Annotated in this window: 11 protein-coding genes and 1 pseudogene; 4 read left to right on the top strand and 8 right to left on the bottom strand. The window is 68.3% G+C overall.

Annotated features, from left to right (window positions below):
- Positions 1-334: 334 nt before the first annotated feature.
- Positions 335-730 (top strand): response regulator, encoded by a 396-nt coding sequence (locus tag FRZ61_RS22115; protein ID WP_151119773.1) that lies wholly within the window; start codon positions 335-337, stop codon positions 728-730.
- 60 nt (positions 731-790) lie between these two features.
- On the opposite strand, the gene FRZ61_RS22110 is transcribed toward FRZ61_RS22115, so the two are convergent.
- Together FRZ61_RS22110 and FRZ61_RS22105 are read right to left on the bottom strand one after the other, a co-directional pair.
- Positions 791-2,902 carry an acetate--CoA ligase family protein gene (locus FRZ61_RS22110; protein ID WP_151119772.1) on the bottom strand — a complete coding sequence of 704 codons (2,112 nt, stop codon included), beginning with the start codon at positions 2,900-2,902 and terminating at the stop codon, positions 791-793.
- 2 nt (positions 2,903-2,904) lie between these two features.
- Positions 2,905-3,723 carry an enoyl-CoA hydratase-related protein gene (locus FRZ61_RS22105; RefSeq protein ID WP_151119771.1) on the bottom strand — a complete coding sequence of 273 codons (819 nt, stop codon included), beginning with the start codon at positions 3,721-3,723 and terminating at the stop codon, positions 2,905-2,907.
- A gap of 163 nt (positions 3,724-3,886) precedes the next feature.
- Between FRZ61_RS22105 and FRZ61_RS22100 the strand changes: the two genes are divergently transcribed.
- Positions 3,887-4,798: a LysR substrate-binding domain-containing protein gene (locus FRZ61_RS22100; RefSeq protein ID WP_151119770.1), complete on the top strand. Its 912-nt coding sequence runs from the start codon at positions 3,887-3,889 to the stop codon at positions 4,796-4,798.
- Positions 4,799-4,964: 166 nt separating this feature from the next.
- On the opposite strand, the gene FRZ61_RS22095 is transcribed toward FRZ61_RS22100, so the two are convergent.
- From FRZ61_RS22095 to argH, 4 genes are all read right to left on the bottom strand, one after another.
- Positions 4,965-7,511, bottom strand: a complete 2,547-nt coding sequence (locus tag FRZ61_RS22095; RefSeq protein ID WP_151119769.1) for a TIGR02302 family protein — start codon at positions 7,509-7,511, stop codon at positions 4,965-4,967.
- A 123-nt stretch (positions 7,512-7,634) separates the two neighbouring features.
- The gene (gene lysA / locus FRZ61_RS22090) at positions 7,635-8,948 is read right to left on the bottom strand and encodes a diaminopimelate decarboxylase (protein ID WP_151119768.1); all 1,314 of its coding nucleotides are present in this window, start codon (positions 8,946-8,948) and stop codon (positions 7,635-7,637) included.
- The gene (locus FRZ61_RS22085; RefSeq protein WP_151119767.1) at positions 8,945-9,172 is read right to left on the bottom strand and encodes a hypothetical protein; all 228 of its coding nucleotides are present in this window, start codon (positions 9,170-9,172) and stop codon (positions 8,945-8,947) included. The genes lysA and FRZ61_RS22085 overlap by 4 nt, the downstream gene beginning before the upstream one ends.
- Before the next feature lie 19 nt (positions 9,173-9,191).
- Entirely contained in the window at positions 9,192-10,559 is a 1,368-nt protein-coding gene (gene argH / locus FRZ61_RS22080) for an argininosuccinate lyase (protein ID WP_151120939.1), read from the bottom strand.
- A gap of 96 nt (positions 10,560-10,655) precedes the next feature.
- On the opposite strand from argH, the gene FRZ61_RS22075 reads away from it, so the two are divergent.
- Positions 10,656-11,279, top strand: a complete 624-nt coding sequence (locus FRZ61_RS22075) for a TlpA family protein disulfide reductase (protein ID WP_151119766.1) — start codon at positions 10,656-10,658, stop codon at positions 11,277-11,279.
- A gap of 72 nt (positions 11,280-11,351) precedes the next feature.
- Positions 11,352-11,606: pseudogene (locus FRZ61_RS22070) on the top strand (endonuclease domain-containing protein); the annotation flags it as partial.
- Positions 11,607-11,741: 135 nt separating this feature from the next.
- Here FRZ61_RS22070 and FRZ61_RS22065 read toward each other — a convergent pair.
- Together FRZ61_RS22065 and FRZ61_RS22060 are read right to left on the bottom strand one after the other, a co-directional pair.
- Positions 11,742-12,626, bottom strand: a complete 885-nt coding sequence (locus FRZ61_RS22065; protein WP_151119765.1) for a 3-hydroxybutyryl-CoA dehydrogenase — start codon at positions 12,624-12,626, stop codon at positions 11,742-11,744.
- Between the two features lie 67 nt (positions 12,627-12,693).
- The gene (locus FRZ61_RS22060) at positions 12,694-13,629 is read right to left on the bottom strand and encodes an electron transfer flavoprotein subunit alpha/FixB family protein (RefSeq protein WP_151119764.1); all 936 of its coding nucleotides are present in this window, start codon (positions 13,627-13,629) and stop codon (positions 12,694-12,696) included.
- Between the last annotated feature and the right edge of the window lies 1 nt (position 13,630).

Below are 13,630 nucleotides of genomic sequence, written 5' to 3'. Positions count from 1 at the left end.
ACCGCGCCGGCTCGATGCGGCAGCCTGTCGCATGAATTTGCCGACAGGCTTTTTCTCCACGTTCGATCAATCGGATGCGTCAAGGCCGCGAGGCGCGCGCGGCGGGAGGCTGCTTTATTTCCTATGATTGAGGGACCGTGAATCCGGCGCGCGCGCGATTCACTTTAACCGGATGTTAAGCACGAAAGGTTCAGGCTCTGTCCCAGGCAGACCCTCGCTTTTCGGCCGGAAAACTGGCGGTTCTCTTGACTCCGCGGCGCTTGGCGCCAGTTTCCTTTCCGAGGCGGCGATGGGTGCCGGATCGAATCAAGAGCAGGAACGGAACGAGCAGACGATGGCCCGGATTCTGGTTGCAGAAGACGATCCTTCGGTACGCGAGCTGGTGACGCGCGTGATCCAGACGATGGGCCATCAGGTCCAGGCGGTCACGGACGGCGCCTTCGCGCTCGAGGCGCTGCAGATGGACGATTTCGATCTGCTGCTGACGGACATCGTCATGCCGCGGCTCGATGGCATCGCGCTCGCGCTCAAGCTCGCCAAGTCGAGGCCCGACCTGCCGATCCTGATGATGACCGGCTACGCGCATGAGCGTCAGCGTGCCCATGATCTCGAGGTGCTGGTCCATCGCGTGCTGACCAAGCCCTTCACGGTCGACCAGTTCCGCACCGCGCTGCGCGACGCGCTCACCGGCAGCGAGACGGAACCGACCCGCGCCGCCGGCTGGGCGTAAGCGCCGCTCATTGGCGGCACCGCGGCCTTGCCGCCACGGCAGGTGGGTTCAGTCGCACCGCTACCGTGCGGCCGGCACCAGAAGCGCATCGACGGCAACCGCGCCCGTTTCGGAAACGATGAGCGGATTGACATCCGCTTCCGCGATGGCGCTGCCCAACGATGCGCACATGATGGAAAAATCGGCAAGGGCCCTTGCGGCGCTGCGTTTGTCCTTTGCCGGCGCACCGCGCACGCCGTTTAAGGTTCTTGCGACCGCCAGGCGCTCGATCATGCGCAACGCCCGGTGCTCGTCGAAGGGAGCCAGGGCGAACTGCCGGTCGCAGAAGAGCTCGATGAGCGTACCCCCCGCTGACACCATGACCAGCGGCCCGAAATCCGGATCGAGAACACAACCCAGCCCCAGCTCCACGCCCTTGCCGGCCATGGCTTGAACGATGACCCGCGGGCCCAGCCGGCCGCTCAGATCGTCATAGGCGCACCGCAGCGCATCCTGATCCGTCAGGCCGAGGTGGACACCGTCGCGATCGCTCTTGTGATCGATGCCGATCGCCGCCGTCTTGAGGACGAGCGGATAGCCGATCCGTCTGCCCGCGGCAGCCAGCCCTTCCCAGTTCTCGGCGATCTCGCTGCGAATGGTTTTTATGCCGAAAGCGGAGAGTAGATCGAGCGATCTCCGCTCGTCCCAGAGGTGATCCGACCGCAGCGCGGTTCGCCAGCTTTCGACCGCTTCACTCGCGGCGGGGGATTGTGCCGATGGGCGAGGCTGCTCGCGGCGGCGGTCCGCCCATTCCTGGACTTTCTTCGCCGCCAGCAGCATCTCGCCGGCGCCGTTGAGGCAAGGCACGCCGTGGTCGGCCAGCGCGTCGGCGAGCGACCGATTGTTGGCGCGCGAAAAGCTCGAATAGAAGAAGCAGGGCTTGGTGGTCAGGGCCGGCAGCCGCAGCGCCAACTGCCGCAACTCCTCCATATAGACGTAGTCGTCGCGCAGATCGGCTTCGAAGCCGATCATCGAAACTTCCGGCGCGTCTGCCATGGAAACGAGGCCGCGTTCGAACATCGCCGCAAACTCATCGGTAAGCTCGGCGGCGCAATCCAGCGGATTGGAGGGCTCGAGCGACGGCGGCAGCATCCCACGCAGGGCGGCGATGGTCGGCGGGCCCAGTTCTGCGAGTGGCGCGCCGATCTCCGTGGCGCGGTCGGTGACGAGCTCGCGCAAGCCGCCGGAATCCGTCACCAGCCCGACACCGCCGGGCCCCGGCAGGCGCCCGCCCGCGCAAAGCTGGGCGACATTCATCAACTGGTCGACATCCTCCACAGCGATCGCCCCGCATTCCTCGATCGCCGCCACATAGGCCGCGGAAGATCCGGCCAGCGCGCCGGTATGCGAGCGTGCCATGCGGGCGCTTTGCTCGCAGCGTCCGACCTTGCAGATGACGACTGGGATATGGGCCGCCTGGGCACGGCGCAGGCTTTCGAGGAAGCCTTGCGGGTTGCGCGCCGTCTCGAGGAACAGCGCGATGACCTTGGTCGTCGGCCGACCGATCGCATAATCGATATATTCGTCCGCCGTGGCGCCGATCTCCTGGCCGGGCGAGACCATCAGATCGAAGCGGTATCTCGGATCGTTCATTGCCAGCACGGTGAAGACCGATCCCGAATGGGCGATCAGCGTGATGCCGCCGGGCTTCAGATGGCCCGCTGGATAGAAGCTGGCGACGCAGCGCGTCGGGAGATTGACCAAGCCCATGCCGGCGCCGCCGCAGACGGGGATCCGGGCTTCGTGCGCGATATCCCGTAGGCGCGCGAGCAGCGGCCCGCCTGCCGCCGCCTCGCCATGGCAGGCATCGAAGATGACGGCGCTGCGCGCGCCCCGCTCGATTGCCGCCAGCAGCGCTGCTTCGAGATTGACCGCCCCCACGCCAAGAATGGCGAGGTCCGGCGCATGTTCCAGCTCGGCGATGCTGCGATGGCAGCGCCGGCCCAGGATGCTGTCCTGCTTCGGATTGACGAAGCTGATCTGTCCTTCATAGCCGGCACTCAGAACCGCCTGGGACAGGCGCAGGCCGAAGGAATTGGCGCGCTCGGAGGCGCCGACGACGGCGATCGACCGCGCGTCCAGCAGGGGCGCCAGACGATGCGCCGCCCGCCCCGAGCCGACCGGATCCGACATGCTCAACCGCCCTTGAAGCTGGGTGTGCGCTTTTCCGCGAATGCGGCGGCGCCTTCGTTGAAATCCTCCGATCGCAGCATGCTTTCGTAGTGGGCGAGGCCGCTCTGCCCGATCCAGGCCTTGCGCGTCGCGCCATGGGCCTGCTCCGGCGAGGCGGCGGCATTGAACCGCATATATTCCTTGAGGGCCTTGGTCACGAGCGGCGCGCCCTGGGCGATGCCATGCGCGATCTCCTGTGCCTTCGTCAGGAGCTGCGCGCGCGGTACCACGTCGCGCACCAGGCCCCAATGCTTCGCCTCCGGCGCGCTCAGGCGCCGCCCGGTCAGCATCAGGTCGATGGCGACGTTGTAGGGCACCCGGTGGTGTAGTTTCTGGATCGCGCCGCCGTCTGGCAGGAAGCCGCGCTGCATCTCGGGCAAGGCGAAATAGGCTTCTTCGGCGGCGAGGATGATGTCGGCGCCCAGCGCCAGCTCGAAGCCGCCGCCGACCGCGGCACCGTTCACGGCGGCGATGACCGGCTTGTAGAGATCGAAAAATTCCGGCAATCCGCCGATGCCGCCGGGGCCGAGATCGAATCCCTGCGCCTCGTCGCGGCCTTCGCCGCGGGCTACGGCCTTGAGGTCCCACCCGGCCGAGAAGATGTTCTTCGGGTTGGGCGCCCCGGTCAGCACGCCGACCCGCAGTTCGGCCTCGTCATTCAGTCGACGGAACGCCTGATAGAGCTCCCGGCTCAGGGCCAGATCGATGGCGTTGGCCGGCGGGCGGTTGATGGTGACGGTCATGACCGGTCCGTCGCACTCGACAAGCACCTGGTCGGACATGAGAAAGCTCCTTCGCCCGGGATATCCCGTGGCACAGTATGAGAAATTGAACTGAGAAAGAGGCTGGGCCGGAGCCAGCGACTGCAGGTAATGACGTTATTGTGCTAAAAATCCTGCTAGGGTAAGGCGCTTAAATCTCATTCCAGTATGAGGAATTCTCATTATGAGATATGGGCGTGCGATCCCGCCCCTGAAGTCGCTGCTGGCGATCGAGGCGGCGGCACGGTTCGGCAGCTTCTCCAAGGCCGCCGCCGAGCTGAACGTGACCCAGTCGGCGGTCAGCCATCTGGTTGGGCAGGCCGAGGCCTATCTGGGGGCGAGGTTGTTCGATCGCGCGAGCCGTCCCATGCGGCTCACGCGTGAGGGCCAGCGCTATGTGAGCGGGGTCGTTTCCGGGCTCAACATCCTGAAGGCGGAAGGCCAGCATCTGCAGGAGCGCAAGAAGGCCCAGAGCACATTGATCGTCTCCTGCAATCTGGGTTACGGGAATTTCTGGCTGCTGCCGAAGCTGAGGCACTTCCACGAACGCCACCCGGCCATCACCGTGAACATGGTCACGACCTATCAGGGCCTGCCGGAGCTCACTGACGGGATCGACGTCGCCATTCGTTTCGGCAAGGGCGATTGGCCCGATTGCCGCTCGCAGCCGCTCTATCGGGAGCGCATCGTGCCAGTGGCGAGCGTCGCCTATGTCGAGCAGGAGGCGCGGATCCGGCACCCGAAGGACCTGCTGAAACATACGCTGCTGCACGCCCACGCCATCGACCGTTCCTGGTTCGACTGGAATCAGTGGTTCGACCATTTCGGCGTCGCCTGCCCGTCACGCCTGCCGGGCCCCGGCTTCGACAACCATGTGCTGATGATGCAGGCAGCCCTTACCGGCAGCGGCGTGGCGCTGGGCTGGAAGGGCACCGCGGGAGACTTCGTGCGTAAGCGCCAGCTGGTTGAGGCCCTGCCGGACCCGATCGATGTCGATGGCGGCCTCTATCTGGTGACGCACCGCGATACCCGGCCATCCCGTGCGCTCGGCAGCTTCGCCGACTGGCTGCTGGAGCAGGCCGCGGCAGACCGCTAGGCGTTTCGACGATTTGCGATATCGGACGACCGGAGGCCGCGCACTTGTCCCCATTTGTCATGCCGACTCTAGGCCGGCATCCATGCATGAATACGGGACTGCGCTCAATCTTGTGGGGGTGGGTGTTCATGGATCCTGGCCTTCGCCAGGAGACGGTCGGGGGCGCTCAGAACCGCTCGAGCAGGCGCTGCAGATAATCGCGCTCGAGCTTCGGGCGGAACTGTTCGCCGGCGCGCCGGCGCAGCTCGTCGAGGATCTGGCGGGCGCGCTGCAGATCGGCGGCCTCGGGGATCTTGACGTCGCCGGTGTCGATGAGGCCCTGGCCTTCCTGCGAGCGCTGGCCGGGATCGGGCTGCTGGCTCAGAAGCTGATCGCGCGGCGCCTGCCCCGGCCGGCTGCCGAAGCGGTCGGCGAGCGCTTTCAGCATCTGCTGCTGGCTTTGCATCATCTGGTCGAGCGCTTCGGCCTGGGCCCGGTTGGCCGCCGCCGGATCGCCCTGGTCGAGGGCGCCCACCGCGTCCTTCATGGCGCGCTCGGCGCGGCCGAGCGGCTCGGGGATGTTGCCGGTCATGTCGCCGAAGCTGCGCATCACGTCGCCCAGCCCCTGGCGCAGCGCCTCCTGGGCCTGCGAGGCGCCGTCCATCTCCTGCGGCGACTGGCCCTGCTCCATGCGCTGCTGGTCGCGGAAGCTGCGGTCGAGCAGCTCCTGCTGCTTCTGCGCCAGTCCCTGCAGCTTCTGCATCATCTGCAGCGCTTCGTTCTCGCCCTCCTGCGGCTGGCCGGCGAAGGGATTGGCCTGCAGGTTCTCCAGCATCTCGCGCAGGCGCTGCAGCATGTTGCGCGCCGCATCCTTGGCGCCCGCCTCGGCCATCTGCTGCGCCTGGTCGAGCATCTTCTCCAGGTCGCTGCGGTCGAGGGTCATCCGGTCGGGATCGACCGGCTCCATGTTGCGGCCTTCGGCGAGGTCGCGCTTCATCTTCTCCATCAGCGAATCGAGGAACTGGTTCATCGCTTGGCGCAGCTCGTTCATGAGCTTGGCCAGCTCCTCGTCCGAGGCGCCCTGCTCGAGCGCGCGCTCGAGCGCCTCCTGGGCGTCGCGCAGCCGCTGCATCGCCACCGCGCTCTCGCCCTCCTCGATCCGGAGCGCCGTGTCCCAAAGCAGCTTCAGGATGTCGGGCATCGCGGCATCCATGTCGCGCTCGTAGCGCAGCCGCGCCGAGGCGCTGGCGAGCGCCAGCGTGACCACCACGTCGTTGCTGTAGGCCTCGGTATCGGAGGCGACCAGGTCGAGCGCCTTGCCGACCGCGCTGCGCTTGTCCGGCTGCAGCGCCAGCACCTTGCGCAGGGCGACGATGGCGCGCGCGACCGGATGACGGAACGGGCGTTCCGGCAGGACCAGCGGCCGGGTCTCGCTGTGGCCGACCTGGTCGATGGCGTCGCGCGCGGTCAGCGTCAGCATCACCGGGCTGCCGGCCAGCGGATTGGCGGTGAGGTCGTGATAGCTCTCGGCCCGCGTCTGGCGCAGCCCGGCACCCGGGATCGGCAGATCGAGCTCGATGGGGGCGGCTCCCGCCGCATCGCCCGTGGGCGTGATCTTCGCCGTCACATGCTCGACGCCGTAATCGTCGCTGGCGCTGTAGCTCAGCTTGAGCACGCCGCGCTCGGTCTGAGCGGGATCGGCGGTGAGGGCCACGCTGGGCGGGTTGTCGGGGATGACGGTGATGGGCCAGCGGGCGAGCTCGTGGCTGCCGGCCTTGAGCACAAGCTGGTTGCCCGTCACGAGATGGCCATCCTCGAGCCGCCAGCTCCGCTCGGCCAGCGGCTCGAGCGTCCGGGTCTCCTCGCCCAGCGTGAGGCTGGGCTGGCGCGGGCTGTTCTCGACCTGGGCCAGCACCACGCTGTTCTCGGCGATGGCGAGCGGCTTGACCGCGGGCCCGTTCGCGGCGGTGGCGGTCACGCTGGCCTCGGCCGCCGGCGAGGCGGCGGCCTGGTCCGAAGCGGCCGTCGCGGCTTCGCCGGCCGCGGGCATGCTGGAGGAGAGCAGGATGGGGGCAAGGCCGGTATAGGCCGGCGGCGTGATCCAGATGTCGTAGCGCGGCGGCTCGGCCGGGGGGCCCGCCACGAAGCCCGGCAGGAGCGACTGCTCGATGCGGCTCAGGCTGTCGCCACCGGCGGCCACCAGCCCGATCACCAGGAAGAGGCCGAGAGCGGCCCTGAGGCCCCAGGGATCGCGCGCGGCCAAGCCCGGCTGCGGCAGCTTCAGCCGCAGCCGCCCGATCGCCGCCAGCAGGCGCGAGCGATGCAGGAACCAGAGCGCCTCGGCTTCGGGCTGGCCCAAGCCCGCCGCGAGCGGCTCCACCAGCAGCGTCAGGGGACGGTGCGAGAGGCCGCTATCGAGCTCGAGACGCCGCCGCGCCTCGGCATCGGTCGGCGTCGCGAAGCGGCGCAAGCCGCGCCAGAGCAGAATGCCGGCGGTGCCGGCGAAGCCCGCGAGCAGCAGCGCATGGAGCCAGGGCGGCAGGCGGGTCGGGAGATCGAGGAGCGCCAGCACCAGGAACAGGCCGACGGTGCCCACGGCCGGCCAGATCGCCGGCCAGAGCCGTTCCCAGAAGAGGCCGAGGCGCGCCAGCAGGAGCCAGGGGCCGAGCCGGGCCTTGAGCCGCCGCTCGATCGTTCTTGCTGCCATCGGGGTCGAGCCAACCTGCTCGGCCATCGCCGCTGCCTCCTTGGCAATCGCGAGGGGCTTCAGCCTGCCGCTGGAGATGGCCCCGGCAGGGACCCTTGATAAGTCCCCCGGCCCGCCGCCCGGAACCCCGAGCCTGTGAGTTCTTTGCGGCTATTCCGCGGCGCCGCGCGCGCCCTTCGCCTGGCTTTGCGGACCCGGGACCGGTTCGAGCCAGCCCGGGACATGATCGCGCGCCAGGATGGCTTGATAGTCGGGCCGCGCCCGCACGATGTCAAAGGCGTCGCCATGAACCAGGATCTCGGGCGCCGGGAGCCGGGTGTTGTAGCCCGAGCCCATCACGGCGCTGTAGGCGCCGGCCTGGCAGATCGCCAGGAGATCGCCCGGCTGGAGCGGCGGCAGCGGCCGCTGCTCGGCCATGCGGTCGCCGCTCTCGCAGATCGGCCCCACCACGTCGAAGCGCTTCACCGGCGCGTCGGAGGCGGGCTCCGCGACCGGCAGGATCGCGTGATAGGCGTCGTAAAGCGCGGGACGGAGCAGGTCGTTCATCGCCGCGTCGATGATGACGAAGTCGCGGCTGGCGCCGGGTTTCACGAACAGCACGCGTGAAACCAGGATGCCGGCATTGCCGACCAGCCGCCGGCCCGGCTCGAAGACGAGCTCGGTGCCCAGCGGCGCCACGGTCTCGCGCACCACCCGGACGTAATCTGCGATCGAAGGCGGCTGCTCGCCGCGATAGGCGATGCCGATGCCGCCGCCGAGATCGAGCCGGTCGACGGCGAGGCCCTGGCGGCGCAGCTCGGCCGTGAGCTCGGCGAGCCGGGTGAAGGCCGCGCGATAGGGCTCGAGATCGGTGAGCTGCGAGCCGATATGGAGCGCCAGGCCGCGGACCTCGATGCCGGCGAGGCCGGCCGCCTCGCGATAGGCCTCCCGGATCAGCCCCAGCTCGATGCCGAACTTGTTCTCGGCCTTGCCGGTCGAGATCTTGGCGTGGGTGCGGGCGTCGACATCGGGATTGACGCGCAGCGCCACCGGCGCCTTGCGGCCCACCGCGCGCGCGACCTGGTCCAGCAGCCTCAGCTCGGGCAGCGATTCGATGTTGAGCTGCCGGATGCCGGTCTCGAGCGCGAAGCGCATCTCGGCCGCGGTCTTGCCCACGCCGGAGAAGATGATCTTCTCCGGCGGGATGCCGGCGGCGAGCGCCTGCCGGAGCTCGCCCTCGGAGACCACGTCGGCGCCGGCGCCGCGCCGCGCCAGGCTCGCGATCACCGCGAGATTGGAGTTGGCCTTGAGCGCGTAGCAGACCAGCGCCGGCAGCCCTTTGACCGCGGTGGCGAACTCGTCATAGGCGCTCGCGATCGCGGCATGCGAGTAGCAGAAGAACGGCGTGCCGACCTCGGCCGCGAGGCGCGACACCGGGAGGGCTTCGGCGTGGAGCTCGCCGTGGCGATAGGCAAAGACGCTCATGGCTGGGTCGTGCTGGGCTGGGTCGAGCTGGGCTGGCTCTGGCTGGGCGGCGGCTGATCGGGCGGCAGATCGGAGTTCGGCCCGGGCATCTTGCGGGGATATTGGTCGGTGACGCCCGGCGGCAGGGTCGGATCGCCCTTCTTGCCGCAGGCCGCGAGCGGCAGCGCAAGCGCGACCAGCAGCGCCGGCAGCAGGGCGAAGCGGAAGGAGCGGGGCTGTGTCATCGAGAACATTCTCATCGGGCTAGAGATAGCGCGCCCGCGCCTGGGCGATGGCCCTGCGCACGGTTTCCGGTGCGGTGCCGCCGACGCTGGTGCGGCTCGCGACCGAGTTCTCGACGCTGAGCACCTTCTGCAGCTCGGGCGTGATGCGCGGCTCGACGCTCTGGAGTGCCTTCAGCGGCAGATCCCAAAGGGCTTTGCCCTGCTCGTCGGCCAGCCGCACGATGCGGCCCGTGATCTCATGGGCCTCGCGGAAGGGCAGGCCCAGCACCCGCACCAGCCCGTCGGCGAGATCGGTCGCGGTCAGATGGCCGTTCTTCGTCGCGCGTGCCATGGCGGCGGGATCGGGCGTCATGTCGCGCACCATGCCCGCCATGGCGGCGACGCAGAGGGCGAGGCTGTCGGTCGCCTCGAAGGTCGGCTCCTTGTCCTCCTGCATGTCCTTGCCGTAGGTCAGCGGCAGCCCCTTCATCATGATGAGGAGCGACTGCAGCGCGCCGATGACGCGGCCGGCTTTGCCGCGCACCAGCTCGGCCGCGTCGGGATTGCGCTTCTGCGGCATGATCGAGCTGCCGGTGGAGAAGGCATCGGACAGCCGCACGAAACGGAAGCCGTCGGAGGTCCAGAGCACGATCTCCTCGGCGAGGCGCGAGAGATGCACCGCGAGGATCGAGCCCGCCGCCAGATATTCCAGCGCGTAGTCGCGGTCGGAGACGGCATCGAGCGAGTTCGCCATCGGCCGGTCGAAGCCCAGCGCCTTGGCGGTCTGGTCGCGGTCGATCGGGAAGGAGGTGCCGGCCAGCGCCGCGGCGCCCAATGGGTTCTCGTTCATGCGCCGGCGCGCGTCGGCGAGCCGGCCGCGGTCGCGCTGGATCATCTCGACATAGGCCATCAGGTGATGGCCGAAGGTCACGGGCTGGGCGGGCTGCAGATGGGTATAGCCCGGCATGATCGTGCCGGCATGGGGTTCGGCCAGGTCGAGCAGGGCCGCCGTCAGGTCCTTGAGCCCCGCCTCGAGCCCGTCGATGGCGCGGCGCACCCAGAGGCGGAAATCGGTCGCCACCTGGTCGTTGCGCGAGCGCGCGGTGTGGAGCCGGCCGGCGGGCGCGCCGATGATCTCCTTGAGCCGCGCCTCGACATTCATGTGGATGTCCTCGAGCGCGCGCGAGAATGTGAAGGTCCCGGCCTCGATTTCCCCGCGGATCTGCTCCAGCCCGGCCTTGATCGCGGCGCCGTCTTCTTGACGGATGATGCCCTGGCGGACCAGCATGGCGGCATGGGCCAGCGAGCCCTCGATATCTTCGGCATAGAGGCGGCGGTCGAAGTCGATGGAGGCGTTGATGCGCTCCATGATCTCCGCCGGCCCGCCGGCGAAGCGGCCGCCCCACATGCGGTTGCTGTCGCCCTTGGCGCCGGTTTCGCCGCCGCGGGGAGCAGAGGGATTATCGCGGTTGGATTTCACTGACATCGGAGCTGAAGCGTGGAGATGATCGATCGAGAGCGGCGCCGGTTGCTCACCGGAACGGCGGGCGGCCTCATCCTGCTGGGAGCCGCGCTCGGCCTGCCGGGCGCCGCCCGGGGCGGGACTGCGGGCCCGCCGCTCGGCGGTTCGCTGCAGGACTTTAGCCTGATCGATCCGCCGCGGCCAGTGCCGCGGGCGAGCTTCCTCGACGCCAACCAGCAGCCCGCGACCATGGATCAGTTCAAGGGCCGCGTGGTGCTGCTCAACTTCTGGGCCACCTGGTGCGCGCCCTGCCGCGAGGAGATGCCCTCGATCGACCGGCTGCAGGCCCAGCTCGGCGGGCCCGATTTCACCGTGCTGGCGCTCTCGCTCGACGAGGGCGGGATCACGCCGGTGCGCCATTTCTACCAGCAGCTCGGCATCCAGCATCTCGACATCTACCTGGACCCGCCCAACGCGCTGCCGCTGGCCCTCAAGGTGCCGGCCCTCCCCACCACGCTCGTGATCGACCGCGCCGGCCAGATTGTCGGCACCATGGTCGGCCCCGCCGTCTGGGACAGCCCCGAGGCGCTGGCGCTGCTGCGCTATTTCATCGAGAAGGATAAGCCGGCCGGCACGGGCACGGGGTCGACGACGAGCGCGACCTAGAGGATTAATCCTTCCTCTCCACCCGCGGAGCGGGGGGAGAGGGTAGGGTGAGGGGGCCTTGCAGCCGCGCCGATGCCGACGAGCGAAGACTTTGCCAAGCAGCTTCGCCGCAACCTGACACCCTTCGAATGGCGCTTCTGGCACGCCGTCAAGAATCGCCAGCTCGCCGGCGCCAAGTTCTGCCGGCAGGTCCCCGTTGGACCCTACGTCGCCGATTTCCTCTGCATCTCGGCTCGATTGATCGTCGAACTGGACGGCAGCCAGCATGGGGACGCCATCGACGCCGATGCAGCCCGCACCCGCTATCTGGAGGCGCAGGGCTATCGCGTTCTTCGGTTCTGGAATAACGACGTGACGACGAATCTGGAGGGCGTCCTCCGGATCGTCGAGCTCGCGTTGGCCGAGGCCCCCCTCACCCTGCCCTCTCCCCCGCTGCGCGGGTGGAGAGGAAGGAATAGGGAATTACCGCGTCGGGATGGGCTTCTCGCCGCTATAGTCGTAGAAGCCGCGGCCGGCTTTCTTGCCGACCCAGCCGGCCTCGACATATTTCACGAGCAGCGGGCAGGGGCGGTATTTGCTGTCGGCGAGGCCGTCATAGAGCACCTGCATCACCGCGAGGCAGGTATCGAGGCCGATGAAGTCGGCGAGCTCGAGCGGGCCCATCGGATGGTTGGCGCCGAGCTTCATCGCGGTGTCGATCGCCTCGACCGTGCCGACGCCCTCATAGAGCGTGTAGACCGCCTCGTTGATCATCGGCAGCAGGATGCGGTTGACGATGAAGGCCGGGAAATCCTCGGCGGGCGCCGCCGTCTTGTGCAGCTTCTCCGTCAGCTCCTTGATCGAGCGGTAGGTCTCCTCGTCGGTCGCGAGGCCCCGGATCAGCTCGACCAGCTGCATCAGCGGCACCGGGTTCATGAAATGCATGCCCATGAACTTGGCCGGCCGGTCGGTCGCGGCGGCGAGCCGCGTGATCGAGATCGAGGAGGTGTTGGTGGCGATGACCGCGTCGGCCTTGAGCAGCGGGCAGAGCGCCTTCAGGATCTGGACCTTGACCTCTTCCTTCTCGGTCGCGGCCTCGATCACCAGGTCGCAGTCGCCGAAATGGTCGAGCCCGACCACGGGATGGATCCGCGCCAGCGCCGCCTTCTTGTCGGCCTCGCTGATGCGGGTGTCCTCGCGTTTGGAATGGGTCTGGCGGTCGAGATTCTTCTCGACCGTCTTCAGCGCCTTGTCGAGCTGGGCCTGATCGATGTCGGAGAGAACCACATCGAAACCGTTGAGGGCGCAGACATGAGCGATGCCGTTGCCCATCTGCCCGGCGCCGATCACGCCGATCTTCTGAATCATCTCTTGATCCTTCATCCAGCGCCGGCGCCCCCGGGCGGCCCCTCATGGGCCGCGCCGCCGACGGTCGTTACTTGCTGAGCTCGGCGGTCAGCTCCGGCACGGCCTGGAACAGATCCGCCACCAGGCCGTAATCCGCGACCTGGAATATCGGTGCATCCTCGTCCTTGTTGATGGCGACGATGACCTTGCTGTCCTTCATGCCGGCCAGATGCTGGATCGCGCCCGAGATGCCGACCGCGATATAGAGCTCCGGCGCGACGATCTTGCCGGTCTGGCCGACCTGGTAGTCGTTGGGCACGTAGCCCGCATCGACCGCGGCGCGGCTGGCGCCGACGGCGGCGTTGAGCTTGTCGGCCAGCGCCTCGAGCAGCTTGAAATTGTCGCCCGACTGCATGCCGCGGCCGCCCGAGACGATGACGCGGGCCGAGGTGAGCTCGGGGCGCTCGGACTTGGAGAGCTCGGAGCCGACGAAGCTCGAAAGCCCGGCATCGCCGGCCGAGGCGACGGTCTCGACCGCGGCGCTGCCGCCGGTGGCGGGGGCCGCGTCGAAGCCGGTGGCGCGCACGGTGATGACCTTGATCTTGTCGGTGGCCTGGACCGTCGCCAGCGCGTTGCCGGCATAGATCGGCCGCACGAAGGTGTCGGGGCTCTCGACAGCGATGATCTCCGAGACCTGCGCCACGTCGAGCAGGGCCGCCACGCGCGGCATGATGCTCTTGCCGACGCTGGTGGCGGTGGCGAGTAGGTGGCTGTAGTTCGGCGCCAAGCCCGCCAGGAGCTTGGCGACGTTCTCGGCCAGCATGTTGGCATAGACCGCGTCGTCGGCCAGCAGCACCTTGCCGACACCGGCGATCTTCGCCGCCGCGTCCGCCGCCGCTTTGGCGTTTTGACCTGCGATCAGCACATGGATGTCGCCGCCGATCTTCTGCGCGGCGGTGATGGCATGGAGCGAGCCGTCGCGGACGGCGCCGTCGTGATGCTCTGCCAGAACCAGAATCGTCATT

Source organism: Hypericibacter adhaerens (assembly GCF_008728835.1).
Classification (GTDB): Bacteria; Pseudomonadota; Alphaproteobacteria; order Dongiales; family Dongiaceae; genus Hypericibacter; species Hypericibacter adhaerens.
Note: the sequence above shows the minus strand (reverse complement) of the source record. Positions and strands in the feature narration are given on the sequence as shown.